The sequence below is a fragment of the Nocardia sp. BSTN01 genome (assembly GCF_015354405.1).
Lineage (GTDB): Bacteria > Actinomycetota > Actinomycetes > Mycobacteriales > Mycobacteriaceae > Nocardia.
The window spans coordinates 16,454-41,477 of the sequence record NZ_JADKYP010000057.1; the positions used below are offsets into that span (position 1 = coordinate 16,454).

28 protein-coding genes are annotated in these 25,024 nt (G+C 68.8%); 12 read left to right on the forward strand and 16 right to left on the reverse strand.

Annotated features, from left to right (window positions below; genetic code table 11):
- Positions 1-73: 73 nt before the first annotated feature.
- The gene (locus IRT45_RS30030) at positions 74-1,264 is read right to left on the reverse strand and encodes an alcohol dehydrogenase catalytic domain-containing protein (RefSeq protein WP_194809186.1); all 1,191 of its coding nucleotides are present in this window, start codon (positions 1,262-1,264) and stop codon (positions 74-76) included.
- A 125-nt stretch (positions 1,265-1,389) separates the two neighbouring features.
- On the opposite strand from IRT45_RS30030, the gene IRT45_RS30035 reads away from it, so the two are divergent.
- Complete coding sequence (locus tag IRT45_RS30035; protein WP_194809187.1) at positions 1,390-1,764, forward strand: hypothetical protein; 375 nt, start codon at positions 1,390-1,392, stop codon at positions 1,762-1,764.
- A gap of 4 nt (positions 1,765-1,768) precedes the next feature.
- Here the strand turns inward: IRT45_RS30035 and IRT45_RS30040 are convergent, their stop codons facing one another.
- Positions 1,769-2,218, reverse strand: a complete 450-nt coding sequence (locus IRT45_RS30040; protein ID WP_194809188.1) for an STAS domain-containing protein — start codon at positions 2,216-2,218, stop codon at positions 1,769-1,771.
- Positions 2,219-2,457: 239 nt separating this feature from the next.
- Positions 2,458-2,631 (reverse strand): CsbD family protein, encoded by a 174-nt coding sequence (locus tag IRT45_RS30045; protein WP_030518399.1) that lies wholly within the window; start codon positions 2,629-2,631, stop codon positions 2,458-2,460.
- A 184-nt stretch (positions 2,632-2,815) separates the two neighbouring features.
- Here IRT45_RS30045 and IRT45_RS30050 point away from each other — a divergent pair, with 184 nt between their 5' ends.
- The gene (locus IRT45_RS30050; protein ID WP_194809189.1) at positions 2,816-3,412 is read left to right on the forward strand and encodes a hypothetical protein; all 597 of its coding nucleotides are present in this window, start codon (positions 2,816-2,818) and stop codon (positions 3,410-3,412) included.
- A 49-nt stretch (positions 3,413-3,461) separates the two neighbouring features.
- On the opposite strand, the gene IRT45_RS30055 is transcribed toward IRT45_RS30050, so the two are convergent.
- The 5 genes from IRT45_RS30055 to IRT45_RS30075 form a co-directional block, all read right to left on the reverse strand.
- On the reverse strand, positions 3,462-3,665 hold the full coding sequence (locus IRT45_RS30055) for a hypothetical protein (RefSeq protein ID WP_194809190.1): 204 nt from the start codon (positions 3,663-3,665) through the stop codon (positions 3,462-3,464).
- A gap of 33 nt (positions 3,666-3,698) precedes the next feature.
- The gene (locus tag IRT45_RS30060; protein WP_194809191.1) at positions 3,699-4,073 is read right to left on the reverse strand and encodes a PLDc N-terminal domain-containing protein; all 375 of its coding nucleotides are present in this window, start codon (positions 4,071-4,073) and stop codon (positions 3,699-3,701) included.
- A 168-nt stretch (positions 4,074-4,241) separates the two neighbouring features.
- Positions 4,242-6,194, reverse strand: coding sequence for a VWA domain-containing protein (locus tag IRT45_RS30065; RefSeq protein ID WP_194809192.1), 1,953 nt, complete (start codon positions 6,192-6,194; stop codon positions 4,242-4,244).
- The gene (locus IRT45_RS30070; protein ID WP_194809193.1) at positions 6,191-7,585 is read right to left on the reverse strand and encodes an ATP-binding protein; all 1,395 of its coding nucleotides are present in this window, start codon (positions 7,583-7,585) and stop codon (positions 6,191-6,193) included. The genes IRT45_RS30065 and IRT45_RS30070 overlap by 4 nt, the downstream gene beginning before the upstream one ends.
- A 49-nt stretch (positions 7,586-7,634) precedes the next feature.
- Positions 7,635-8,072: an STAS domain-containing protein gene (locus IRT45_RS30075; RefSeq protein ID WP_194809194.1), complete on the reverse strand. Its 438-nt coding sequence runs from the start codon at positions 8,070-8,072 to the stop codon at positions 7,635-7,637.
- Positions 8,073-8,248: 176 nt separating this feature from the next.
- Between IRT45_RS30075 and IRT45_RS30080 the strand changes: the two genes are divergently transcribed.
- Entirely contained in the window at positions 8,249-9,217 is a 969-nt protein-coding gene (locus IRT45_RS30080; protein WP_194809195.1) for a TIGR03557 family F420-dependent LLM class oxidoreductase, read from the forward strand.
- A gap of 74 nt (positions 9,218-9,291) precedes the next feature.
- Here the strand turns inward: IRT45_RS30080 and IRT45_RS30085 are convergent, their stop codons facing one another.
- Positions 9,292-9,738, reverse strand: a complete 447-nt coding sequence (locus IRT45_RS30085; RefSeq protein WP_309241218.1) for an anti-sigma factor — start codon at positions 9,736-9,738, stop codon at positions 9,292-9,294.
- 182 nt (positions 9,739-9,920) lie between these two features.
- On the opposite strand from IRT45_RS30085, the gene IRT45_RS30090 reads away from it, so the two are divergent.
- From IRT45_RS30090 to IRT45_RS30120, 7 genes are read left to right on the forward strand one after another with little or no spacing between them, the layout of a single operon-like run.
- Positions 9,921-10,409 (forward strand): Na+/H+ antiporter subunit E, encoded by a 489-nt coding sequence (locus IRT45_RS30090; RefSeq protein ID WP_194809196.1) that lies wholly within the window; start codon positions 9,921-9,923, stop codon positions 10,407-10,409.
- On the forward strand, positions 10,409-10,660 hold the full coding sequence (locus IRT45_RS30095) for an MrpF/PhaF family protein (protein WP_194809197.1): 252 nt from the start codon (positions 10,409-10,411) through the stop codon (positions 10,658-10,660). Before IRT45_RS30090 ends, IRT45_RS30095 begins: the two co-directional genes overlap by 1 nt.
- The gene (locus tag IRT45_RS30100; protein WP_194809198.1) at positions 10,653-10,952 is read left to right on the forward strand and encodes a monovalent cation/H(+) antiporter subunit G; all 300 of its coding nucleotides are present in this window, start codon (positions 10,653-10,655) and stop codon (positions 10,950-10,952) included. The genes IRT45_RS30095 and IRT45_RS30100 overlap by 8 nt, the downstream gene beginning before the upstream one ends.
- Positions 10,949-11,191 (forward strand): DUF4040 domain-containing protein, encoded by a 243-nt coding sequence (locus IRT45_RS30105; protein WP_194809199.1) that lies wholly within the window; start codon positions 10,949-10,951, stop codon positions 11,189-11,191. Before IRT45_RS30100 ends, IRT45_RS30105 begins: the two co-directional genes overlap by 4 nt.
- Complete coding sequence (locus IRT45_RS30110) at positions 11,188-11,937, forward strand: MnhB domain-containing protein (RefSeq protein WP_194809200.1); 750 nt, start codon at positions 11,188-11,190, stop codon at positions 11,935-11,937. Before IRT45_RS30105 ends, IRT45_RS30110 begins: the two co-directional genes overlap by 4 nt.
- Positions 11,934-12,281, forward strand: coding sequence for a sodium:proton antiporter (locus tag IRT45_RS30115; protein WP_194809201.1), 348 nt, complete (start codon positions 11,934-11,936; stop codon positions 12,279-12,281). Before IRT45_RS30110 ends, IRT45_RS30115 begins: the two co-directional genes overlap by 4 nt.
- Positions 12,281-14,095 (forward strand): complex I subunit 5 family protein, encoded by a 1,815-nt coding sequence (locus tag IRT45_RS30120; RefSeq protein WP_194809202.1) that lies wholly within the window; start codon positions 12,281-12,283, stop codon positions 14,093-14,095. The genes IRT45_RS30115 and IRT45_RS30120 overlap by 1 nt, the downstream gene beginning before the upstream one ends.
- Before the next feature lie 30 nt (positions 14,096-14,125).
- Here the strand turns inward: IRT45_RS30120 and IRT45_RS30125 are convergent, their stop codons facing one another.
- The 3 genes from IRT45_RS30125 to IRT45_RS30135 all read right to left on the reverse strand — a co-directional run bounded on the left by IRT45_RS30125 (position 14,126) and on the right by IRT45_RS30135 (position 18,270).
- Positions 14,126-15,484, reverse strand: coding sequence for a TIGR01777 family oxidoreductase (locus tag IRT45_RS30125; RefSeq protein ID WP_194809203.1), 1,359 nt, complete (start codon positions 15,482-15,484; stop codon positions 14,126-14,128).
- 199 nt (positions 15,485-15,683) lie between these two features.
- The gene (locus IRT45_RS30130; protein WP_228535509.1) at positions 15,684-17,222 is read right to left on the reverse strand and encodes a class I adenylate-forming enzyme family protein; all 1,539 of its coding nucleotides are present in this window, start codon (positions 17,220-17,222) and stop codon (positions 15,684-15,686) included.
- Between the two features lie 76 nt (positions 17,223-17,298).
- Positions 17,299-18,270, reverse strand: coding sequence for a phosphotriesterase (locus IRT45_RS30135; RefSeq protein WP_194809204.1), 972 nt, complete (start codon positions 18,268-18,270; stop codon positions 17,299-17,301).
- 179 nt (positions 18,271-18,449) lie between these two features.
- Here IRT45_RS30135 and IRT45_RS30140 point away from each other — a divergent pair, with 179 nt between their 5' ends.
- A complete protein-coding gene (locus IRT45_RS30140) occupies positions 18,450-19,010 on the forward strand; it encodes a QsdR family transcriptional regulator (protein WP_194809205.1) in 561 nt (186 codons plus the stop codon).
- A gap of 6 nt (positions 19,011-19,016) precedes the next feature.
- Here IRT45_RS30140 and ygiD read toward each other — a convergent pair whose 3' ends face one another.
- From ygiD to IRT45_RS30160, 4 genes are all read right to left on the reverse strand, one after another.
- The gene (gene ygiD, locus IRT45_RS30145; RefSeq protein ID WP_194809211.1) at positions 19,017-19,853 is read right to left on the reverse strand and encodes a 4,5-DOPA dioxygenase extradiol; all 837 of its coding nucleotides are present in this window, start codon (positions 19,851-19,853) and stop codon (positions 19,017-19,019) included.
- 70 nt (positions 19,854-19,923) lie between these two features.
- Complete coding sequence (locus tag IRT45_RS30150) at positions 19,924-21,321, reverse strand: AarF/ABC1/UbiB kinase family protein (RefSeq protein WP_194809206.1); 1,398 nt, start codon at positions 21,319-21,321, stop codon at positions 19,924-19,926.
- A 174-nt stretch (positions 21,322-21,495) separates the two neighbouring features.
- Positions 21,496-22,518, reverse strand: coding sequence for an alpha/beta hydrolase (locus tag IRT45_RS30155; protein WP_375540170.1), 1,023 nt, complete (start codon positions 22,516-22,518; stop codon positions 21,496-21,498).
- A gap of 238 nt (positions 22,519-22,756) precedes the next feature.
- Positions 22,757-23,983, reverse strand: coding sequence for a triacylglycerol lipase (locus IRT45_RS30160; RefSeq protein WP_228535511.1), 1,227 nt, complete (start codon positions 23,981-23,983; stop codon positions 22,757-22,759).
- 373 nt (positions 23,984-24,356) lie between these two features.
- Here IRT45_RS30160 and IRT45_RS30165 point away from each other — a divergent pair, with 373 nt between their 5' ends.
- A complete protein-coding gene (locus IRT45_RS30165) occupies positions 24,357-24,983 on the forward strand; it encodes a YdcF family protein (RefSeq protein ID WP_194809207.1) in 627 nt (208 codons plus the stop codon).
- Positions 24,984-25,024 lie beyond the last annotated feature (41 nt).

The following is a 25,024-nucleotide window of genomic DNA, read 5'->3' on the forward strand; positions in this document are numbered from 1 at the left end:
ACTGGTCACGCCCGGAAATATCTTGCGGCACGGGCTGATTCGGGCATTGCGGCCGCATGATCGCACCGCGCGCTCACGCGGCCGCCGGGTCGAGCACCACCTTCACCATGCCGTCGGCCTTACGCTGGAAGTCGTGATACACCCGCGGCGCCTCCGACAGCGGAAGCCGATGAGTGGCAAAGGTTTCCACCCCGAGCGGATCACCGTCCTGCAACAGCGGAAGGATGTCGCCGACCCATCGCTTGACGTTCGCCTGACCCATCCGCAGCTGAATCTGCTTGTCGAACAGGATGCGCATCGGCAACGGGTCGGCCATGCCCCCGTAGACCCCGGACAGCGATATGGTGCCGCCGCGGCGCACGATGTCGATCGCACTGTTCAATGCCGCCAGCCGGTCCACGCCGACGGTGTCCATCAACTTCTGCGACACCATCGCGGGCAGATAGCCCGCCGAACGCTGAGCCAACTCCGCGACGGGTGATCCGTGGGCCTCCATTCCGACCGCGTCGATCACGCTGTCGGACCCCCGTCCGTCGGTGCGGTCGCGGATCACATCCCCGATCGAGTCGCCGATCTGCTCCAGGTCGACCACCTCGATACCGCGATCGGCCACCCGGCGCAGTCGTTCCGGCACCCGATCGACACCGATCACCCGGTATCCGCGATGGGCCGCGATCCGGCACGCCATATCCCCGATCGGGCCCAGTCCCAGCACCACCACCGAGCCCCCGTCGGGCACGCCGGCGTATTCCACCGCCTGCCACGCCGTCGGCAGAACGTCCGACAGATACAGGAAGCGGCTGTCGTCGGGACCGGCCGGAATCGGGATGTGGGTGAAATCGGCATGCGGAACGCGCAGGTACTGCGCCTGGGCGCCGGGCACCTGCCCGTAGAGCTTGGAATAGCCGAACAAGGCCGCGCCGCTGCCGTATTCGCGCACCTGCGTGGTCTCGCACTGCGTCGGCAAACCGGTATCGCACATGACGCAGTGCCCGCAGGCGATCTGGAACGGCACCACCACCCGGTCACCCACCGACAGCGACCGCACTTCCGGCCCGACGTCGACCACCACCCCGATCGGCTCGTGGCCGAGCACGTCGCCGGCACTCATGTACGGGCCGAGCACCTCGTAGAGGTGCAGATCCGACCCGCACACCCCGGAGGAGGTCACGGCGATGACGGCATCGGTCGGTTCCTCGATCCGCGGGTCGGGCACCTCGTCCACCGACACCTTGCGCCGGCCCTGCCACGTCACTGCTTTCATCGTGTCACCTCGATCTGCATATGTGCTGGATACGGCCACCGTCGGCCTACCCGCCGCCCGGATGACCAAACGAACGGGCCCGCCGCCGACGGTTTGCGACAGGCGATCGGGGGCACGCGAAGTACATGGCTGGAAACGAATCCGACGAAGACCTGCTCACCTCGACCGAGGGACTGGACTCCGACGATGTCGGCAACGACGACGGCGACGAGATCGTCGAACCGCCCGACGATTGGTCGGGCGTCGACAGCTACGGCATGACGGCCGGCGAACAGCGCACGGAACGTCCACTCTCCCAGCGACTGGCCGAAGAGGAGCCGGATGTGGGGACCAGGCCTTCCGCCGAGCCGACGTTGCCGGAATCCGGTGCGACCGAAGGCCTGGATTCGATCCGCACCGGATCACCCGACGGCGCCAGTGACACCGAAGCCGTAGCGGAGATCGTGCGGCGCGAATCCGGTACCGACGACGACTCCTACTTCCCGCTCCCCGACGAGTAGCGGCTCAACCGGGGGTGGCGGCGATCGTGGGCCCGGCCGCGTCGTAGGTGGCGCGGCTGACCGCGCTCACGACCGTCGAATGGATCGGTAGTTGCCGGGTCAGCGCATCCAGTTCGGCGATCCGCATGATCGTCCGGGACTGGGTGACCAGGCACAGATGCACGCCCGCGGATCGGTAGTGCTCGGCCTCGCGGGCCAGCGTCAGCAGGGCGCGCCACGACAGGAAACTCAGGCAATTGGTGTCGATCACCACGATGCGGATACCGCTTTCGGCGGCGGAGCGGATGCGCGCGCTCCATCCGGGCAGGGTGTAGCTGTCGGCCTCACCGCGGAACGACAGCACCAGCGCCGGGCCGCGGGTGCGCACGACGGCGGACAGGCGCGCCTCGGCCACATGGGGGGCGCCGGATTCATCGGCGGAGGGTACGGGACGTAATTCGGCGCTCGAGCTCATTGATGGTCTCCAAACCGGAGCCGAGGGCAACGGGCGCGAGCCCGCTGCGGGCGTCCTACCACATGAAGACCGACCCGCCCTACCTTCATAACAGAGACGAAGCGGTCTGTACAGCCGAAACGGCGTAAGCCCAGCTCCAGCGCATGCGCCCGACCGCCGCCGAAACGGCACGAGGCCCGGACCGGGCGCATATGCTGCACCGGTCCGGGCCTCGCGACGAGGTGGATCCCCGGACGAGATCAGTGGTCGAAGGCGTCCTTGACCTTCTCGCCCGCGTCCTTCAGGTTCGACTTGGTCTGGTCGGCCTTGCCCTCGTTCTTCTTGTCCGGATCGCCCGTGGCGGCGCCGAGCTTCTCCTTCGCCTGACCGGCGGCGTCCTCGAGCTTGTTCTTGGCCTTATCGATGGCACTCATACCGTGCTCCTTCCGAATTGCCGGACCACCCGCACGATGCGGGTCGCATCGGAGCGATAACCCCGCAGACCCGGGTCAAACCTGCGGCCGAGCGTGGCGAAGATCCACTTCGAACGCCGTTTGCCGGGGCGGCGAACGGTTATTCTCCGAGCGTGCCTCTGCCGGTCGTGGTGGGAGAGTGAAGATGGTGCGTACTACCTTCGCGGTGCTGCGGGCCGGACGGATCGCGCCTTGGACGCGTTCGCCGTTGATGCGCACCGCCGACCGTGTCGAACAGGCACTGCGGCTCGCACTGGTGGTGAGCGCGCTCGCCGCGGTGCTGCTGGCCGTCGCCGCCGGCACCGCGCAGTACCGGGCCGAGCTCGCCGCCATCCACGCCGACAACGCCACGAAAACGGCTGTGACAGCCGAGGTTACGAGCGATCCGATCCGAATGCCCGCACCCAACGGCATGTTCGCCGACCAGCTCCGCGCCCAGGCCCAGTGGAGCCGCGCCGGTCATCCCGGCCAGGCGATGGTCGACGTCGACGGCACCATCCATCGAGGGGACCGAATTCCGTTGTGGCTCACCGGCCGCGGCGATCCCACCACGCCGCCGGTCGCCGACGACGTCGCCGTCGCCAAGGGCGTCGCCACCGGCACCGCCGCCCTGCTCGCCTGCTGGGCCCTGGCCTACGGGCTGGCCCGGTGCGCCGGTTGTGCGCTGGATCGGCGCCGGGCCGGCGAATGGGAACGCGAATGGCGGCGGATCAGCCCGCAGGTGGGGCACGGCCACTCCTGATCGGCCACGTCGAACACACCTCTTCGGCCACGCCGAAGGGGGTGGCGCCTCAATCCGGCAGGCGGCGCATCTCGATCAGCGTCAGCCCCAGGGCGTCGATGCGCGCCAGCACGCTGCGCATCGCGGTGTAGTCCTCGAGGGGGCCGAACAGCGTGGTGGTACCGGGCGCGGCCACGGTGCTGCGGGCCAGTTCGGGAAATTCGGCGCAGATGTCGCCGGACAACTCGCCGTCGATGGAGAATTCGTAGCGCACCGCACCGCCTCTCGATCACCGGCGCCGTACGGCTCAGGCCAGAGCTCGGCTCTTCAGCTGCTGGAATTCCTGTGCGGTGATCGTGCCCTCGTCGAGTAGTCGTTTGGCGTCGGCGATCTGGGTGGCCGAATTGCTTCCGGCCACTTCCTTGATATAGGCGTGCTGCGCCTGCTCGGCCTCTTTCGCCGCCCGGGCCGACCGCTGCGCCATACCGCCGCCCCGCACGATCAGATATACCAGCGAGGTGAGCAGCGGCAGCACGAACAGGAACACCACCCATACCGCCTTCACCCAGCCCGAGGTGCCGCGATCCCGGAACAGATCGGTGAAGATCCAGAACAGCAGCACCAGGTAGGCGGCGAACGCGAAACTCATGATGATCAGCCAGAACACATCCCACACGGGCATGACGTCTCCTCGATGACAGCGTCCGGCTTCCTCCGAACGGCTTCCCGCCACCGCATGCTCCCTTCCGGCAGCAGCGGCCGCGGTACGCCGACAAGTTCACGCCCCGGCCCCGGGTGGCGCTTCACCCGTTGCGGGTGAGCTTGTGCAGGCACCACCACCAGGCCGACGCTATCGGCGCCGCCCGCTCAGATAGTCGGAGACCACCGCCGCGCCCAGGCCGTCGAGGTCCGGGGCGATGACCCGGCCGCCGCTGCGGCGGGCCATCAGATCGACGAACGCTGCGAGCCTCGGATTTTCACCGAGGATGAATACCGAGACCGAGGCGCCGAGTTTCGCGAGGGCGTCGACCTGGGCCATGGTGACCGCGAGGGTTCGTGGGTCGGGTGGCCAGTTGAAATACGAGCTGCCGTCGGACTCCAGATGGGCCGTCGGTTCGCCGTCGGTGACCACCAGTACCACCGGGACCGCGTCGGGATGGCGGCGCAGGTGGCGGGCGGCGAGCAACAGGGCGTGGTGCAGGTTGGTGCCCTGTTCCCACACGGCTTCCAGGCCGGTCAGCTCCGCGATGTCGACGGTGGTGGCGTGGCGGCCGAACGTCACGACTTCCAATGCGTCGGAACGGAATCGGGTACTGATCAGCTGGTGCAGGGCCAACGCGGTCCGCTTCATCGGCAGCCAGCGCCCGTCCTGCACCATCGACCACGACGTGTCGACGCACAGGGCCACCGCCGCGCGCGACCGCTGATCGGTTTCGGTGATCTCGACATCCGACACCGACAACGACACCCGGCGGCTGCCGGTCGACGCCGACCGAAGGACCGCGTTGCGCACGGTTTTCGACACATCCCACGGTTCGGTATCGCCGAAGCGCCACGGCCGCGTCGCGCCCGTCGGTTCGCCGGCCGCCCCCGCGGTCACGGTCTCGCGCTGTCCGCGCTGAGCGCGCAACCGCCCGACCACATCGCGCAGCGCCACCTCGCCGAGGCGGCGTAACGCCTTGGGCGTCAAGCGAAGCGACCCATCGGGGGCGCGTTCGAACAGGCCCTGGCGGCGCAGTTCGCGTTCCAGTTCGGCCAGGCGGGCGGCATCGACGGCGGCGTCGGCGCCGAGCTGGCGGGTGAGGGCGTCGAGGTCGATATCCTCGAGCCGGGCACCGGGATAGGACTGGCCGAGTTGTTCGGCCAGCGCGTCCATTTCGGCCAGATCCTGCATCGCCTGCGCGCCCTCGCCGAGACCGAGCGGGTCCTGGCCGCGGAACCGCTGCCCCGAATCCCAATCCTCGCCGGGGCGCAGTGCGCGCAACGCGGCATCGAGTGCCGAAACCTGTTCGGCGATACGCGGATCGCCGAAGGCCTGACCGATCAGTTGGCTCAACTCCGCCTGCTGCTGCGGCGAGAGCGAATTCATCATCCGCTGCGCGGCCGCCGCCCGCGCGGCCAGCGCATCGATCAATTCCTCGGTGTCGCGGGGGTTTTCGGGAAAGAACTCGCCGTGTTCGGCCATGAACTCGGCGAACTGCCGCTCGGTGTTCTCGCCGCGGGCGTGGGCGGCCAGCAGCTGGTTCAGATCCGACATCATCTGCCGCACCCGCTCGACATCCTCGGGCGTGGCGTTCTCGAGCGCCTGCTTCATGCCCTGGAAGCGGGAGTCGAGCAGTTCACGACCGAGCAGATCACGTATCTGCTCGTAGTTGGCGCGGCCCGTCTCCGAGCGCCACTGATAGTCGGCGAGTTCGGTCACCGCGGCGGCGGTACTCGACGGCAGCGCGTCGAGTTCGGCCTCGGCGAAGCGGGCATCGTCGGAGGGGTCGGGGAACAGGGCGGCGCGTTCGGCCTCCAAGGCCTGGTCGAGCAACTCGCGCACCTGTTGCAGGGTGCCGTCGAGGCGGTGTTGCCGGGTGATCTCGGCGCGGCGCTGCCACAACCGCCGGGTCAGCTCGTCCAGGCCGGGTGTGCGGCCGGTGCCGCGGCGCAGCAACTCCTCCAGGGCGGTGCGCGGGGAACTGCCGTCCATCACGTCGCGGCCGATGAGGTCCAGCGCCTCCCGCAGATCGACCGGCGGCGCCAGCGGGTCGGGACCGTCGTGATAGGGCCCGTAGGAATAGCGGTCGGGGGTCGTCATGAGCCGTAGGTCGCCGTGCCGTCGTCGGAGTCCTTGGCCAGCTGGCGGCTCAAATACAATGACTCCAAAGCGAATTCGACGGTCGCGGCGATTCGTGCCGGCGAATCGGTGGACTCGGCGCCGAGCCGCTCGGCCACCCGCGCCAGCACCGGCAGCTCGGGCAGCGCCGAGAGCACCTCCTGGCCGGGCACTCGTTCGCCGGTGGTGACCGGATGCCCCGCGCTCACCGCCTCGGCCAGCGGCCGCAAATCCACCCCGGCCAGGCGCCGGCGTGCGGTTTCGGCGAAGGCGCGGCGCAGCAGATGGGTGAGATGCTCGCTCTCGCGGCCCTCCTCACCGGATTCGAATTCCACCTTGCCGCGCAGCACCGCGGGCACCGACTCCAGATCCACCGGGCGGGCGACGGCGGGATGTTCACCGGTCAGCGCGGTCCGGCGCAGTGCGGCCGCGGCCACGGTCTCGGCCGCCGCCACCGCGAAGCGCGCCGAGACGCCGGAGCGCTGATCGACGGCCGGCGATTCCCGCAGCTGGCGCACGAAGCGCGCCAGCACCTCGAGCAGTGGGTCGCCGACCTCGGCGACCAGATCGGCCTCCTGGCGCACCAGCGCGGTCTCGGCCTCCACGTCGAGCGGATAGTGGGTGCGGATCTCGGCGCCGAACCGGTCCTTGAGCGGAGTGATGATGCGGCCGCGGTTGGTGTAGTCCTCCGGGTTGGCGGTGGCCACCAGCAGCACATCCAGCGGTAGCCGCAGCGTATAGCCGCGCACCTGGATATCGCGTTCCTCCATGACGTTCAGCAGCGCGACCTGGATCCGCTCGGCGAGGTCGGGCAGTTCGTTGATGGCGACGATGCCGCGATGGGCGCGCGGAACCAGCCCGAAGTGGATGGTCTCCGGATCACCGAGGCTGCGGCCCTCGGCCACCTTCACCGGGTCGACGTCGCCGATCAGGTCACCGACGGAGGTGTCGGGGGTGGCGAGCTTTTCGGCATAACGTTCGCTGCGGTGACGCCACGCCACCGGCAGGTCGTCGCCCAGTTCGGCCGCGAGCCGCCGGCCCGCCGGGCTGATCGGCGCCAGCGGATGTTCGCCGAGTTCGGCACCGTCGATCACCGGCGTCCATTCGTCGAGCAACCCCACCAGGGTGCGCAGCAGCCGGGTCTTGCCCTGGCCGCGCTCGCCCAGCAGTACCACATCGTGGCCGGCGAGCAGCGCCCGCTCCAATTGCGGGACGACGGTGCGGTCGAAGCCGACGATGCCGGGCCACGGATCGGTCCCGGATCGCAATGCGGCGAGGAGATTCTCGCGAATTTCGGATTTCACCCCGCGCGGCTGATAACCGGCGGCGCGTAGTTCGCCCGCGGTGGCGGGCAGATGCTGAGGAACACTCACCCCAGCGACGCTACGACGATCTTGCGGCTCCGACAACGATTGTGTCGGCTCACTTCGCGTCGGCGGGAGGGGCGGGCAGGTTGCTCAAGGCGCCGACCACGGTGGTGTGAATGGCCAACTCGGCGGTCAGCGGATCCACCGCGGCCATTCGTGCGATCGTCGGCGTGCGGCTGACCAGGCATATCGCGACACCACGTCCACGCTGAGCGGCGGCTTCCTCGGCCACTACGACCAGTGCGCGCCAGCCCAGGAAGCCGAGCCCGCTGGTATCGACGACGAGCGACCCGCCGTGGTCCGCGGCCAGCGCCGCGCCCTCGTGAATGAGACGCCGCCAATCGTCGAGAGTGCACGCATCGGCCTCCCCGCGCACCGACAAGACGACCGCGGCCCCGTGGGTGCGCATGACCGCACTGAGCCGGGCCTCGGCGCGACCCGGGACGGGAAGTGAACGGTGATGACCGATCCGGAATGTGGCGTTCGTCTTCATGTGCGATCTCCCAGGCGAAAATCGACATGTGCAGTGCCCCGTTTTCTCGAGGCAAATCCCGCTATCACCTTTCTAACAAAGACGAAGCGGTCTGTATAGCCCGTCGCCTGCGGTTGCGGACCGCACGGCTGGGTAGCCGGGAATGGACTGTCCCACGCACGTGAGGAGCCCCCACAATGCAGATCGGCTACAAACTGGCGTCGGAATCCTACGGACCGCGCGACCTGATCCGACAGGCGATTCACGCCGAGGCGGCCGGATTCGACTTCGTGGAAATGAGCGATCACTATCACCCGTGGCTCGACAATCAGGGCCACTCCCCCTTCACCTGGACGGTCTTCGGCGCCATCGCCGAACGCACCGAGCGCATCCGGTTGGTCACCGGTGTCACCTGCCCCACCATCCGGTATCACCCGGCCATCGTGGCGCAGGCCGCCGCCACTGTGGCGCTGGTGTCGGATGGGCGTTTCGATCTCGGCGTCGGATCCGGTGAGCGGCTCAACGAACATGTGGTGGACCGGGAATTCCCGCCGATCGATATCCGCCAGCGCATGCTGCGCGAGGCCCTCGAGATCATCCGGCTGCTGTGGCGCGGCGGATATCGCACGTATCGCGGTGAGTACCTGTCGATTTCGGATGCGCGAGTGTTCGATCTGCCCGAGCGGCTGCCCGATATCATCGTCGCCGCAGGCGGACCGGATGCCGCCCGGCTCGCCGCCGAACTCGGCGACGGACTGTTCGCGACCGACCCCGAAGCGCAACTCGTGGACACCTACCGCGGTGCCGGTGGTCGCGGCGGCGGCTACGCCGAAGTCGGAATGGCCTGGGCCGCCGACGAACAGACCGCGGCGCAGGCCGCACTGGAAACCTCACGCTGGGCGCTCACCGGATGGAAAGTAATGAGCGAGTTGCCGAATCCGGTGAATTTCGACGCCGCGACCTCCACCGTGCGCCGCGACGATATTCTCGGCCAATTCGCCTGCGGTTCCGATCCGAAACGCTATCTGGAAGTGGCACAGCAATATGTGGACGCCGGATTCGACCATCTGGTGATGCAGAACGCCGGACCCGATCCGGAAGGATTCATCGACTTCTATCGCAGCGAACTCGACACTCCGATGCGCGAATTGACTCCGGCGAAGTGACTTTCGGCGGTCGATCGGACCGCCGGCCAGGAATACGAGGGTCCGGCACACCGAGTGCCGGGCCCTCGCCGGACTCACGCGGTGATACCGTGCCGGCGCAATCGCCGGAATTCGACCGTCACCGGATATCCCGCCACCGCCGAATCGAAGGGTGCGGTGGTGGCCTCGAGCGAGTCGGTGATGGAGGTGAGCACATGCCACCCGAGCCCGTCCTGATGCAGCGCCTCGGGGGTGACCGCCACCGCCGTCACCGCGACCGACATCCGGTCGCCGTCGTAGCCGAAATCGCATTCGATCGACGATCCGGCAACGGCCCGTTCGATCAGTGCGGTGGCGATCTCGTCCAGCGCCACCCGAATGTCGGTCACCTCGTCGAGCGCGAATTCGGCCATCAATGCGACCGTTTCGGCCAGTGCGCGCAGCATGAGCAACTGGCGCGCTTGTGCGAGTACTCGCACGCCGACGACCGAACCCGTGGGTGCCGGGTCCGCCGACGGCGAAATCCACTCGCTCAAGGACACGTCCTCTCCTTCCGCCGCGCAGGCGCGTTTCGCGTTTATCGCTCGTCGTCGCCGATACCCGGGCATCCGGGGAACCAAACGTCCTGCGGGTACCGGGTCGGCGGCAGTTCGCGATTGGCCACGACTTCCCCGGGTACCCGCAGGTCGAGCGGGTATGTGCGGCCCCGAGGCAGGAGGTCTGGATGCGGCGCGGCGGTGTCGTGGCGGAGGCGGCGGCCTGGTGGCTGATCTGTGTGCTGATCTGGCAGGCCACGGTGACCGTCGCCGCGTGGGAGGAGGTGATCGCCGCCGCGGTGCTGGCCCTACCGTGTGCGGTGGCCGCCTGTGCGGCGCGACGCGCGGTCGGCGGCAGGTGGCGCCCGCCCGCCGAGCTGCCGCGGTGGGTGGCCCGCACCGCGCTCGCGGTGGTGCGCGACAGTGCCGGAGCGCTCGCCCTGGTGGCGCGCGGCCGGCGGCCGGCCGGTCGACTCACCGAACTGCCCTTGCCCGCAAGCGGTTCGACAGCACAGCGCGACGGACGGGAAGCCGTCGCGACGATTCTGCTGTCGGCGACACCGGGTTCCCTGGTGGTCTACTCCGACCCCGAACACTCCCGGATCAGGCTGCACACCCTGCCGCTGCCCGAGTCCGCGCTGCAGCGCGCGGTGCGCGACCCGGACCGGCGACGCTGATGTGGACCGTCGCCTCGATCGCACTGCTGGCGGGCGCCCTGCCGCCGGGGATCTGGTTGTCCGCGCGCGGTATCGCGGCCCACCGACTCGTCGGAATGCAGATGGTCGGGACGGTGACGGTGCTGGTACTGATCACGATCAGCCTCGCCGCCCACCGTCCCGACTATCTGATCGTGGCGACGGTGCTGGCCTTGCTGGCGTTCGCCGGGACCTTGGTGTTCACCCGGCTGACCGGGGCGGGCGATGACTGATCCCGCCCCGACCGCGGCCGCCGTCGTCCTCGGCGCGGCGGTCGTGGTGGCGGTGGCGGCGTCGTGGGCGGCGCTGCGACCGCGCGGAGTGTACGCGCGGCTGCACTATCCCGGCATGCTCACGTCGGTGACCGGGCCGCTGCTGACATTGGCGGTACTGCTGGACTACGGCCCGGGTCTCACCACCGCGATCGTCGCCCTCACCGCGGCACTGCTGTGGGTCACCGCACCGGTGTCGTCGGCGGCGATCGGCAAGTTGAATGTCGTTCTGGGCGAACGGAAACGGGAATGAATGTACTGATCATCCTCACACTTCTCCTGGTGGCCGTCGCGGCCACCGTCGTGGTGTGGACCGAGAATCCGCAGCGCCAGGCGGTGACGCTGGGCGTCTACGGCGCGCTGCTGTCGCCGCTGTTCCTGGTGCTCGGCGCCCCCGATGTCGCGCTGTCGCAGATCGCGGTCGGCACCGCGGTGGTGCCGCTGATGGTGTTGCTGGCGGTGCGGTCGGTGCGCCGGCGGAGACGCTCGTGAGCACCCGGACGCGCCTGCTGGTCTTCGCCGCCGGGGCCCTCGGACTCGGTGTCGCACTGATCCTCGCGGTGCTGCGAATTCCCGCCTTCGGCAACGCCTTTCATCCCTATCGCGACGCCGCGGTGGCCGAGGCACTGCATCGCCGGAGCCCGAACGTGGTGTCCTCCGTCAACTTCGATCAACGCGGATTCGACACCCTCGGCGAGGAGGCCATTCTGGTGGCGGCGGTCGTCGGGGCGGCCACACTGCTGCGGCGCACCTCCCAGCCCCGGCCGCCGCGACCGGCGATCGCCTCGTCGTCGCGTCCACCACTGCTGGCCGCCACCCGCCTCGCCGGCTACATCCTGCTGCCGGTGACGCTGCTGATCGGCGCCGACGTCGTCGTACACGGCCACCTCACCCCCGGCGGCGGCTTCCAGGGCGGCGTGGTGCTGGCCACCGGTCTGCATCTGTTGTACGTGGCCGGCGACTATCGGGCACTGCGGCGGGTCCGGCCGCTGGTCTGGTACGAGACGGGAGAAGCCGTCGGTATGGGCGCGGTCCTCGCGCTGGGCGCGGCCGGGCTCGCGGCCGGCACCGGATTCCTGTCCAACTTCCTGCCGAAAGGCACAAGCGGGCACCTGTTCTCCGCGGGCACCGTCGCGCTGTTCAGCTGCGCGGTCGGGATCGCGGTGGGCAGCGGCGTCGTCGTACTGCTCGCCCAGTTCCTCGACGAGTATCTGGGCGCCGACGAAGGGGCGAGATGAGCGTATTCCCGTATCTGGTCGCGGCGTGGATTCTGCTGATGGGATTGTTCGGCGTGATCCGCAGCCGCCATCTCGTCCACACCGTGGTGTGCGTGTCGGTGACCCAGTCGAGTACGTATGTGCTGCTGCTCGCCGTCGGATATCAGAAGAAGGCGAGCGCACCCATCTTCGGGCAGGCCAATCCGCCCGGTTCGCCGGTGGTGGACCCGGTGGTGCAGGCCATGGCGCTGACCGACATCGTGGTGTCGGCGACCGTGAGCGCGCTGCTGCTGGCCCTGGTGATCCAGGTGGCCAAACGGCACGGCACCGTGGTCCCCGATGAACTGCACGCTCTGCGCGGCTGATGGGCGGTTCCGCGAGCGCGCTGCCGCCGTTGATCGTCACGGTGCCGATCGCCGGCGCCTGTGTGCTGCTGCTTCTCGGACGGATCGCTCCCCGTCGCCTCATCGATACGCTCGCGCTGGTCACCGCCCTCGCCACCACGATCCTCGCCGCGTGGCTGCTCGCCGCGACAGGGTCGGGCGCGGTGGTGACCTGGGCCGGCGGCTGGCATCCCGGACCACGATTCGCGCTCGGCATCGTGCTGGTCGCCGACCGGCTCGGCGCGGCCATGGTGCTGTTGATCGCCGTGCTCGCGACCACGGCCCTGCTGTTCGGCTGGCGCTATTTCGATACCGTGCGCGCGCACTATCCGGCGCTGCTGCTGCTGTTCACCGCGGGCATGGCGGGCTATGCCCTCACCGGCGACCTGTTCGACATGTTCGTCTTCTTCGAGCTGATGAGTGTGGCCGCCTACGCCCTGACCGGACTCGAGATCGAGGAACCCGAAGCCGTCCAGGGCGGCCTGAACTTCGCGGTCGTCAATTCGCTGGGCGCCTATCTGTGTCTGTTCGGCATCGGCCTGCTCTACGCGCGGACCGGTCGGCTGGGTCTGCCGCAGTTGAGCCTCGCGCTGTCGCAGCGGGCGCCGGATGCGCTGGTACTCATCGCCTTCGGGCTGATCGCGACGGGCTGGCTGGTGAAAGCCGCGGCGGTGCCGTTCCATTTCTGGCTGGCCGACGCGCACGCGGTCGCTCCCACCCCGGTGTGCGTCCTGTTCTCGGGCGCGATGGCGCCGCTGGGCATCTACGGTGTGGCGCGGGTCTATTGGGCGGTGTTCGACACCGTCCTACCGGCCGCGGGCGTACATCGGATGATGCTGGTGCTGGCCGTGTGCACCGCGCTGCTGGGCACCGTGATGTGTGTCCTGCAGCGCCATATCAAGCGACTGCTCGCCTATTCGACCATCGCGCACATCGGACTGTTCCTGCTCGGGCTGGCCGCACTGACTCCGGAAGGCGTGGCGGCCTCGGCGGTGTATCTGGCCGGGCACGCCGCGGTGAAGGGCGCGCTGTTCCTGATGGCGGGAATTCTGTTGTCGCGCTATCGATCTCTCGACGAGGTGCGGTTGTACGGTCGCGCCCGGAGGCACCGGGTGGTCGGAGCGGCGTTCCTGCTGGGCGGACTCATGCTGAGCGGAATTCCGCTGTCGGGCACCGGTTTCGGCAAATCGCTGCTGGAGGAATCGGCACATTCGATACCGCTGACCGCGCTGGTGATCGTGGTGTCGGCCCTGACCGGCGCCGCGGTGCTGCGGGTGGGACTGCGCGTGTTCTTCGGCGTCGGCCGTCCACCCCGGCCGGCGTCGGAGGCGGACGAGACCACCGGCGCGCACGAGACTCCCGATGCCGACACCCCGCCCGGCCGCATTCCGGTGACGATGCTCGCGGCGGTGTTCGCACTGTTGAGTGCCGGTGTGCTGAGCGGACTTCCGGGACGGTTCGGCCGCGAGGTGGCCGCGGCGGCCGCGCAGTTCTGCGATCGGATCGGCTATCGAGACCGCGCGTTGTCGGGAGCCGTCCCGGTGCAATCCGCCCCGGATCTGAGCTGGACGCTGCACGGAACGATCCTCGGCCTGGTATCGGCCGGCGCCGCGGTGGCCCTCGCGCTGTGCGGCATCCACCTTCGTAATATGCTGGGCGACAACGATTCTCGCCCTGCCGCGGTGGTCGCGGTGCGGCACGGACTGCACCGGCTGCACAGCGGGCACCTCGGCGACTACGCGGCGTGGCTGGTCTTCGGCTGCGCGGCCGTCATCGGCCTGCTGTGGGTGGGTTGAGGTGGCCGGCCCCCTCTTTCCCGGCTGTGCCTACTCCCCCGGCGCCTCGAGCCGGCCCAGCACGTGCCGCAGGGCCGGTTCGAGACGGTCGGTGCGGAAATGATGGCCGGCGGCCAGCAGCCGGGTCGGCTCCACTCGCTGACTCGCCGCTGCCAGCTCCCGCGCGCCCTGCCCGCCCAGCAGCAGCGCCGGACCGGCCTGCGGCACCGGCAGGATCGCGGGCCGTCGGACGACGCGGGCCAGCGTGCGAGTGTATTCGGCATTGCGGACCGGATGCGGCGCCACCGCGTTCACCGGACCCGACAGGGCGGTATCCCACAGCGCGCGGTGGTAGATGTCGATCATGTCGTCGATGCCGATCCACGACATCCACTGCCGCCCACCGGCGATCGGTCCGCCCACTCCGGCACCGAACAACGGCCGCAGCATGCGCAGCAGCCCACCGGCCGGCGACTGCACCAGACCGGTTCGCACCCGCACCACCCGCACCCCGGCGTCGCGGGCGGGCCGATCGGCGTCCTCCCACGCCGAGACCACCTCGGCCAGAAATCCGTCACCGGCCGGACTGTCCTCGGTGAGCGGGCGATCGCCGAGGTCGTAGCCGTAGTAGCCGATCGCCGACGCCGCGACGAAGGCCGGCAATCCGGTCCGCGCGGCCAGTTCGGCGAGCGCGCGGGTCGGTTCCACGCGACTGTCGCGCACGCGGCGTTTGTGCTCGTCGGTGAACCGGCCCGCGATCGGCGCCCCGGCCAGATGGATCAGCGCGTCCACCCCGTCCAGCAGATCGGCGGCGGGCGCGGACGGATCCCACTGCCGCTCGTCGGGTTCGCGGGCGGGCCCGCGCACCAGCCGGATCACGCGGTGCCCGCCGGTCCGCAGGAACGCGGTCAGTGCCGTCCCGACCAGTCCGGAGGCGCCGGTGATCGCGATGGTCGACGACCGCAGGCCGTTCTCGGCGGCACGGGCGTGGGCTGCCAGATCACCGGCGAGCTGCCGGTGCCGGTATTCGAACATGGGCCGCAGCAGCGCGGCGGGCACGGGCGTGTCCACCTCGTCGATGATGCGGGTGCGGCCTGCGTCGACGGCTTCGAAGCCGTGGGTGTGGCGCCACTGCACCACATGTGCGAAGGCCGAGGCGGGGCCCTCGGCGACGAGTTCGTCGGCGAAAAGGTGCGGCGGGTCGTAGGCGACCGGATCGTGCCGGGCCACCCAGCGCAGGTGGCCGGGCAGTGCCAGTTCGGCGCGCCCGTCCTTCAGCGATCCCGCTTCGCGGACCACCCGTACCGGTTGCCACGGCGGCGCCAGCCTGGTCAGCGCACCGGGCCGGGTGAACCATTCGAAGACGTCGGCCTGGGGAAAGTCGACGACATTCGTCGATTCGAAACCCATGAGGCGGCAGTACCCGCGCCGCGCCGGGCCGAAACGATCGCCCGCCGAGGCGCGCCGGGCGTGCCGGCGCCCGAACTCCGGCGGGTCATCGCAGTGGGAGGACCGCCGCCGGGCATCACCGCGCCGAGGCCGTGAGCGCCGCCACGACATCCGCGTGCCGCTGGGCGAGGAGTCCCGCGAGTGGGCGATCTCGCATTCCTCACCGCAGGGGCTCACGCCACGTCGTGCGTTCGCGCAGCGCGGCTTTGAGCAGTTTGCCGCCCGCGTTGCGCGGCAATGGTTCACCCACCACGGTCACGTACTGCGGCACCTTGAAGTCGGCCAACCGTTGCCCGCAGTGCTCGATCAGCGCGGCAATGTCGATGTCGGCACGATCGGCGACGACGACGGCGCCGACCTTCTCCCCCATGACGGCGTCCGGTACGGCGAGGACGGCGGCGTCGGCGACACCCGGCGCCGCGAGCAGAACCGCTTCGACCTCGACGCTGGAGACGTTCTCTCCACCACGGTTGATGATGTCCTTGATCCGGTCGACGATGTGCACCCGCCCGGCATCGTCGACGCGGACCACGTCACCGGTATGCAGCCAGCCGTCGACGATCGTGGCGGCGTCGGCGTCGGGACGATGCCAATAGCGGCCGGTGACGTTCGCCCCGCGCACCACCAGTTCGCCGACGCCGGGCTCGCCGCCGAGCGGGACGACGCCGAGCCGAACCGACGGCACCGCGTAGCCGACCGAATCGGCGTGGTCGACGGCGTCTCCGTCGGGCAGCACCGTCATCAGAGACGCGGTCTCGGTCATGCCGTATCCGTTGAAGACCTGGGCGTTGGGAAACGCGTCCTTCAATGCCAGCACCAGCGACGGTGCGATCGGCGCGCCGCCGTAGCCCACCCAGCGCACCGCGGCGGTGTCCGCCGCGCCGAAGTCGGGGTGCCGCACCATCAGCGCATAGACGGCCGGCACCGTCACCAGGAACGAAATCCGTTCCGTCGAGAGCGCGGTGATCAACTCGGCAACGTCGAGCGCCGGCATGATCACCGCGGTGCCGCCGAGGTGGGCGGCGGTCAGCAACTGGGAGTTGCAGCCGGTCACGTGGAACAGCGGAACCGAGATCAGCGTCCGCATACCCTCGCCGATATCGCGGGAAAGTCCGATGCAGCGCACCATGTTCTCGGCGTTGGTCACGAATGCCTCGTGCGTGGTGGGCACCCCCTTGGGGTGCCCCGTGGTGCCCGAGGTGTAGAAGATCGCCGCGCTATCGTCGGCCGAAAGATCTTGCGTCACAACCGGATCGCCGTCGGGAAGCGGTACGCCGGGAGCGAGGTCGATCCGCGCGCCCGAATCGGTCAGCACGAAATCGACCTCCGGTCCGGCCGAGCGGGTATTGACCGCGACGACGATTCCGCCCGCCATCACCGTGCCCCAGAAGGCGAGCACCCAGTCGACGCCGGCCGGATAACGCACGGCGACACGGTCTCCGCGTTGCAACCCCGCCGCACGCAGACCCCCGGCGACCCGGGCGGCACGCTCCCACAGCCGCCGATAGGTCAGGCGATCCGCGGCGAGTTCGACGACCGCTTCACTGTCGGGCCGACTCTCCACCTGGGCGTGCAGCATGTCCAGCAGCGTCGCGGGGAGCCCGGTGTAGTGCGCGACACCGTCGCGCTCGGTGACGCCGGTTCGCGGAAAGGGGTTGTCGTGGCGCGAAATCTCGATCACCGCGGGTTCGGTTGTCATCAGTACATCTCCTCGATCGGCCGTGTTCGCCATTCGCTGGGCGCGCAACACATCACGGCCCGCGCAGAAGCGGAACTCAGGCACCGAAATAGCGCCGCGGGTTGTGGACGAGCATGGTGTCGATCTGCTCGTCGCTGACGCCGCGCTCCCGCAGCGCCGGCAGCACGTCGTCGCTGATGTGGGTGAAGTTCCAGTTCGGCACCGCGGCGGCCTTACCCTCGTCGGAGAACCAGTCGATGAAGCAGGCCGCGTCGTGAGCGAGCACCATCTTCTCGGCGTAGCCGCGCTCGACCAGTCGCACCACCGTGTCCACTCGTTGCTCGAACGGCAGCAGGACGTCGAGTCCGAAGCGGTCCATACCCAGGTAGGAGCCGGCGTCGGCGAGAGCGCACAGATAGTCCAGATCGGTGCTGTCGCCCGAATGCCCGATGACGACCTTGCCGAGATCCACTCCCTCCTCCGCGAGCACCTTCTGCGCGATCAGGCCGGACTGGTTGTGGACGTTCGTGTGCACGGTGATCGGCGCCCCGGTCTCCACGTGCGCCTGGCCGACGGCACGCATAACCCGCTCGACTCCGGGCGTCAGGCCCTGCTCCTCGATCGCGCATTTGAGGAACGCGGCTTTCACGCCGGTCCCCGCGATCCCTTCGCGGATGTCCTTGACGAACAGCTCGACCAACGGCTCGTCGACGTCGAACAGCAGGCCGGGGCCGGTGTAGTGGAACTGGAACGGCACCTCGTTGTAGGTGTAGAGGCCGGTCGCCACGATGATATTGATGTCGACCTGCTCGTTGATCCGCTGAATTCGCGGAATGTAGCGACCGAGCCCGATCACCGTCGGATCGACGATCGTATCGATCCCGCGGGCGGCGCATTCCCGCAATTTCGCGACGGCGTCGGCGACCCGCGCGTCCTCATCCCAGTGATTCGGATAGTCGGGATAGTTCTGCCGCATCTCCTCGCCGAGCACGAAGACGTGCTCGTGCATCAGCACCTTGCCCAGGGCGGCGGTGTCGAGGGGTCCACGGACGGTTTCAACGGTAGACATCGAATTCCTCGGGGTATCAGCGGCGAGCGGGACGGCTATGAATGCGGCCGGAAGAATGTGATCCACGCCATCCCGTGTGAGACACTGCGCAAGTGTGTCTCACAGTCGAGGATTCGTCAACCAGCTCGATACGGCCGCCGAGCCGGCACGACCTGCCGCGGTATGAGGAGATGGACGACATGATCGCTACTTCCGAGGGACGTCGCGCCGTCGACGCGGCGACGAAGCTGTACCTGGCGGGCGAACAACTCGACATGTCGGTGCTCGCCCGCGAGCTGGGCATCGGACGCGCGACGCTGTACCGGCACGTCGGCAACCGGGACGACCTCATCGCGACCGTGCTGGCCGAAGCCACCGAACGCACCTACCGCAAAGTGTTCGCCGCCGCCACCGGATCCGGTGCGGCACTGGTTCTCGACACCCTCGAACGGGTGATGAACGCGGTCGCCGAATCCGAACCGCTGCGCGTTCTCACCAGTCGCGAACCGGCCCTGTTCATCCGGCTCGCGCTGCTCCCCGGCAGGATCGAGTCGACGTCGGCGCGCATGGTCGCCGAACTGCTCGACAGCGAACAGCGTCAGGGCAATCTGGCACTCCCCTTGGCCGCCGACGTACTGGGCGAGGCCATCGTCCGCATCTGCGACGCGCACCTCTACGCGCCACTGCTCGGGGGCGATCGACCCCGCATCCACACGGCACTGGCGATCGTCGCCCTGCTGCTCGGCGAACGCCGGGCCTGAACGCGATCACATATTGCTGTCGAGGGCCGGAACTCCCTCCGGCAACCCCGGCGCGCCACTTCCCGCCGACTGCGGTGGGCAGGTACCGCCGAGCTGGTAGGCGGCCATGGAAATCGAACCGGCACAATGCCCGTCGACGATCGGCACCAGCGGTTCGGTATCGGCCAGGCCCGCGATGTACAGCAGCGGCAGGTAGTGATCGGGAGTGGGGACGGCCGCGGCGAAATCGGGATGTGCGTCGAGCGCGGCGACCTCGGTGGGTGCGCGCATCAGCACTTCCCGGGCCGCCTCGTCGAAGCGCACCGCCCAGTCATACCCGGCATCCGGCTGCCCGAAATCGACCGCGCGCAGATTGTGCACGATATTGCCGCTGCCGACGATCAGCACCCCGTCCGACCGCAGCGGCGCGAGCTTGCGGCCGAGTTCGAGGTGGTAGTCCAGCGGTTCGAAGGCGTTGAGCGACAACTGCACCACTGGAATCGAGGCGTCCGGAAACGCGTGCACCAGCACCGACCAGGTGCCGTGATCGAGGCCCCAGCTGTCGGTATCGCAGCCCACCCACTGCGGACGGGCCACATCGGCGACCTGTTCGGCCAGTTCCGGCAGGCCCGGCGCCGGGTATTCGACCGCGAACAGCTCGTCCGGAAAGCCGTAGAAGTCGTGGATGGTGCGCGGGCGCGGCATCGCGGTGACCGCGGTCGCGTTGGTGTACCAGTGCGCGGAGATCACCAGAATCGCGCGCGGCCGCGGCGCGGCGCGCCCGACCGCCGCCCACGCCTCGGTGTAGCGGTTGCGGTCGAGCGCGTTCATCGGGTTGCCGTGGCCGAGAAATACCGCGGGCATTTCCTCCGGCGACGTCTGCTCCGGCGACATCTGCGCACTCCTTCTCGTGGTGCCGATCCCGCGGGTGAGCTCAGTCGGCGGGGAGTTCGATCCCCTCGGCGGCGACCTTGGCGGTCACTTCCTCGGGAAAGATGTTGCGGAACAAATAAAGGTCCTGACCCAGCCGCCAGCCCGGCGCCAGTGCGACCGCATAGCGTTCGAAGTAGCCGAGCTGTTTGCCCATCAGCAGCAACTGCTGCGGGCCCGAGGCGCCGCGGCGTTTGCCGAATTCCACCAGCCGGGCGGCGACCTTACCCATATCCAGTTGCGCCAGTTTGCCCGACAGCACCGGCGCGAGCGCGGTTGCCAGCTGCCGGCCGATGGTGGCGTCGTCACCGTCGTCGCCGTCGAGCAGATCCAGTTCCCGCAGTGCCCGCGCGACCGGGCGGAAGTCACCGTCGATGGCGCTGGCGTGGAACAGCGCGCGCACGAACGCGCGCCACTGCGGCGTCATGGTGCCGACGATGCCGAAATCGAGCATGGCGGCCCGGCCGTCGTCGAGCAGCCAGAGATTTCCGGCATGTACGTCGCCGTGGAAAAGGCCATGCACCACAACACTTTCCACCCACGCCTTGACCAGACGGCGGATCAGGAGCTCCGGATCGGGGTGGGCGGCGCGGATATCGTCGAAGCGGTCGAGTGGCATCCCGCGCATCCGCTCCATGCACAGCACGCGCGGTCCGCAGTACTCCCAGTACACCTCGGGGACGACCACACCGGTGTTGTCGCCGAAGGCGGCCAGATCGGCCCTCGCCTGCGCCTGATTGCGGGCCTCGTTGCGGAAGTCCAGCTCGGCGACGGTGGTGTCGTACAGATCGCGGACCACACCCTCGGCGTTGGCGATGCGGGCGTTCTCCGAACGTCTGGTCAGCGAGCCGGCCAGCCGGTAGGCGGCGCGCAGATCCACGATCATGCGCCGCGCGATATCGGGACGCTGCACCTTCAGCACCGCCGGGCGGCCGTCGGCGAGGACGCAGGCATGCACCTGAGCCACCGACGCGGCCGAGAGCGGTTCGTCGTCGAATTCCCGGAACAATCGGTCGATCGGGGCGCCGAGGTCGGCCTCGATCACCGCGCGCGCGTCGGTGGCCGGAAACGGCGGGACGTCGTCGAGGCAGCGCAGGCACGCGTCGGCGAGTTCGTCCGGGAAGGAGGCCGGCGACGAGGCGATGAGCTGCCCGAGTTTGACGAACATCGGGCCCAGCGCCTCGAAGCCGTCGACCGTCCCCTCGGCCATCGCCCGTCGCCGCTTCGCCGGGCGCAGACCTTGGCGCAGTACGCGGCGCGTCACCCGGCTGCCGATCGTCGTGCCGATCGCGGCGGTGCGGCGGAACTCCGCGAATCCGAATTTCTCCAGCGCCGGTACCGGCTGCGGTGGAGTCTGCCCCGCGCCCGGTCCGGAGGCGGTCTCGGTGGCCGCCGCCGTCACCGCAGGACTCCGCTGGTCACCCGCTCACCTGCCCGAATCATTCGTTGTGACCGTCCCATCGTCATGTGGTTCGTGCACAGTCTACGACTGCCGGGCCACCGTACCGGCCGGTGTGGCGTGCCGCACGCGCGGACCGGCACGCTGGTCGCGACCCTCACGGCGTGCGACGCCGGTTCACGGCGCGATGCCGAGTCCCGCGGCGAGGACCGGCCATGAGCGTTTCAGCGCGTCCTGCCAGTAGCCCCACGAATGCGTGCCCGTCGGTTCGAAGTCGAAGGTCGCCGGAATCCCCAGCTCCCCCAGGCGCGTCGACATATTGTGCGTACACCAGTTCACCGCGGCCTCGATCACCCCGCCGATCACCAGCTGATCGAGATATCCGCGCGGACCGGGCTGCATATGGTCCCCGCCGTACACGTCGTACATGCCGGGTACACCGGTGCCGGTGGAGATGAACAGATTCAGCCCCCGCAGCCCGTCGGCGTGCACGTACGGGTCGTTGGCCGCCCACATCGGGTCGTCGTCGGGGCCGTACATGTTCTCCACGTCGCCGCCGCCCCACGTCTGCACCGCCATTTTGACGAATTCCCGCCCGATCGGATCGCTGATCTGCGCACATCCGGAATACGCGGCCACCGAGCGATACAGTCCCGGGGCCGCGATCGGCAGTTGCAGCACCGAGGTCCCCGACGTCGACAACCCGGCCAGCGCGTTGGCGCCGGTGGTGCGGTAGCGCCCGTCGATCAGCGGCGGCAGTTCCACGGTGAGGAACGTCTTCCATTTGTACACACCGAGTTTCGGATCCGGCGCGCGCCAGTCGGTGTAGTAGCTCCAGCGGCCCCCGACCGGCTGCACCACATAGGTCTGCTTTGCTGACAGGAAACCCGCGACATCGGTGTTGCGCTCCCAGGTGGCCGAATCCTGGCCTCCCCCACCGCCGTTGAGCAGATACAGCACCGGCGCGGGCGCCTGGTCGTCGGCCGGGGTCTGCACCTTCACCATGATGTCGGTGTTCATCGCCGCCGAATGCACCCGCAACTGTTCGGTGCGCGGATCGAGCCGCCAGCTGCCGGTGACCGCCGAGCCGTCCGCGGCGACCGGGTCGGGTTGCGCACCGGCTGGCGCGGCCCCCAGCACCGCGCCCGCCATCATCAGAACGGCGGGAATGATGCTGCCGCGCAGCACCTTTCCGAACATGAGAACTCCTTCGTGAGGTAACGGATCGCCGCAGACGGGCCGAGACGAAGAGGCCCGCCGGGCGATGCGGTGTGAGGGCATCGCCCGGCGGGCGCACCGCCGTGGGTGTGTGCACTCCTGAGCGCGGATATGAGGCCGGCGTGTCCTAGATCCGCGCCGGACCCCACGGCGGCGTGCGGCCCGCCGGAACACGATGGGAATTCAGGGTTTTCGCGTTCCGGCGGGCAGGTCGCCACACTCAGAGCTTGCCGCCGCCACCCAGCAGCCACGGGTTGAAGCTGCAGGTCAGCGCGGGAGTCTGAGTCGAATCGAGAGTGTTGAGGATGATCGAGAGCACCCGCGGCGAATACATCATCGTCAGGTGATCGGACAGATCCTGTTCGCAGCCGTCCTGCAGGGTGACGTTCTTGACCGTCGCACCGGGCCCGGGCTGCAGGAAGGTCAGATCGTACGGTGTGGTGACCTCGTCGTAGCGGGTGCCGACCACCGTGTAGTCCACACCCGGCATCGTGTCACCACCGGCGTTGAGCTGATTGACGAAATCCGAACCGACCGTCTGCTGGATGCCGGAGTGGCCGACGAAGATCTCCACCAGTCCGAGCACGTCGATGCCGAAGTTGTTGATGGCCCGGCCCAGCGCGCCGATGCCGTCGAGGGTGGTGCCGTGGTTGGTGGCGCCGAAGGTCATCATGTGGTGCACCTTCGCCGCACCACCGTCGAACTTCAGATACCACCGCGACATCGCGCCGCCCTGGGAATGGCCGACGAGATTTACCTTCTGCGAGCCGGTCGCCGCCAGCACGCGATCGACGAATTGCGCCAGCTGCTTGGACGAATCCTGAATCAACCCGGTGCCGTTCGCGCCCGGCAGCACCGATCCCAGGCCGCCGCCCTGAATCAGATTGGATTTGCCGTAATTGAAGGTGAATACGCAGTAGCCGGCGTCCTTGATCGGCTGGCTGACGAAGGAGAAGTTGTCGTAGGCGTTCTCCCACGTCCCGTGCACCAGCACCACCGGTTCCGGATGCGCCGCGGTGGGTTGGCAATTCCAGTCGTTGGTTCCCGGCGGGGCCACGTCCGGATGCAGCAGGCCGTATCCGAAGGCGGCCAGAAACGAGCTCTGCGCCGGGCCGTAACCGATGGTGTCGCTGGAGGTTCCACCCGAGGAGCCCGAGCTGGACCCGGAACCGCCGTAGCAGTCGCCCGACCCGTTGCCCGAGCCCGCGCCGCTGCCCGAGGTGCAGGCCGAACCGGTGCCGGAGCTGCCGGAATCGGCGATCGGGTGGGCGGCGGGATTCTTCAGTCCCTGGTCGATGAAGTCGACCAGTTGCTGCTCCTGCTGCTGATCGTTCGGCGCCACCGCCGGCTCGGCGTCGGCGCCGATCCCCGCGAAGCCCATCGTCAACAGCGAAACCCCCACGACGACCGCGGCGCTCAGCGGCCTGCGGCGGGTGTTTGGTCTCATGGGTGAACCTTTCGTCAGAACATCGGCGTTCTTTGTTGCGATGCGCGACAGCGAGCCGCGCGGCCGAAACTGAACTCAGACGCTAAAGTCGCTGACGGGCCGCCGATACGGACAAAGGCAGTCTCTTCGGAATCTCACGAGGCGCCGAACCGACCGCAGTGAAGTTGCACAGCCGAGCGAATTGCCCGGTGGCGTCAGGGCTTTTCCCGTTATCGGCGCAGTCACAGCGGCAATGTCGGCCGTGCCGTGAAATATCCAGCGATACAACCAATTACGACGCAATCACGAACAGATATCGGATTCTCACTGGAGTTGTCCGTCCGGTCCGGTCCACGTGCGTACGTGGCACGGCCCCACGTCGCCTGGAGTCCTGATGCCCGGTTTTCGTACTACTTTGCGGCCCAATGGTTTTCGCTTCTTCGCCGCAGCGGCTCTGGCCGTCGGCGCCCTCACCGCGGTCGCCTTCCCCACCGCCGCCGCCGATCCGCTCACCGATGCGGCCGGCGTCGTCGAACAGCTACGCGCCGTCAGCGATCCACTGCCGCCGCTGCCCGCCCCGCACGGGCCGACCACCGCCATCGTGGTGCTCGGTTACGGGTTGCTGCCCGACGGCGGTATGAGACCCGAACTCGTCGCCCGGTTGCAGGCGGCGCTCGTACAGGCGATGGTGTCGCCGGCCTCACCGATCATCGTCACCGGCGGGAATCCGCGGGGCGGCACCACCGAAGCCGACGCCATGGCCGGCTGGCTCGTCGGCCACGGCATCGCCCCGGAGCGGATCCACATCGAGTCACGCGCCGGCGATACCGTCGAGAACGCCGTCAACTCCGCGGAAATGATGCACACGCTGGGCGCCGGCGATGCAGTGGTCGTCACGTCGGCCGACCATATGCCTCGTGCCGTAGCCGATTTCGTCGATGCCGGGGTACTGGTGGTGGGCACGGTCAGCCCGCAGGATCTCCCGCCGGTGGTGCTGGAGGTGTTCGGGCCGCAGCAGTGAAGCCGCCCTGGTAGGGAATCCAGCGCCGCCGGCCGTCTAGC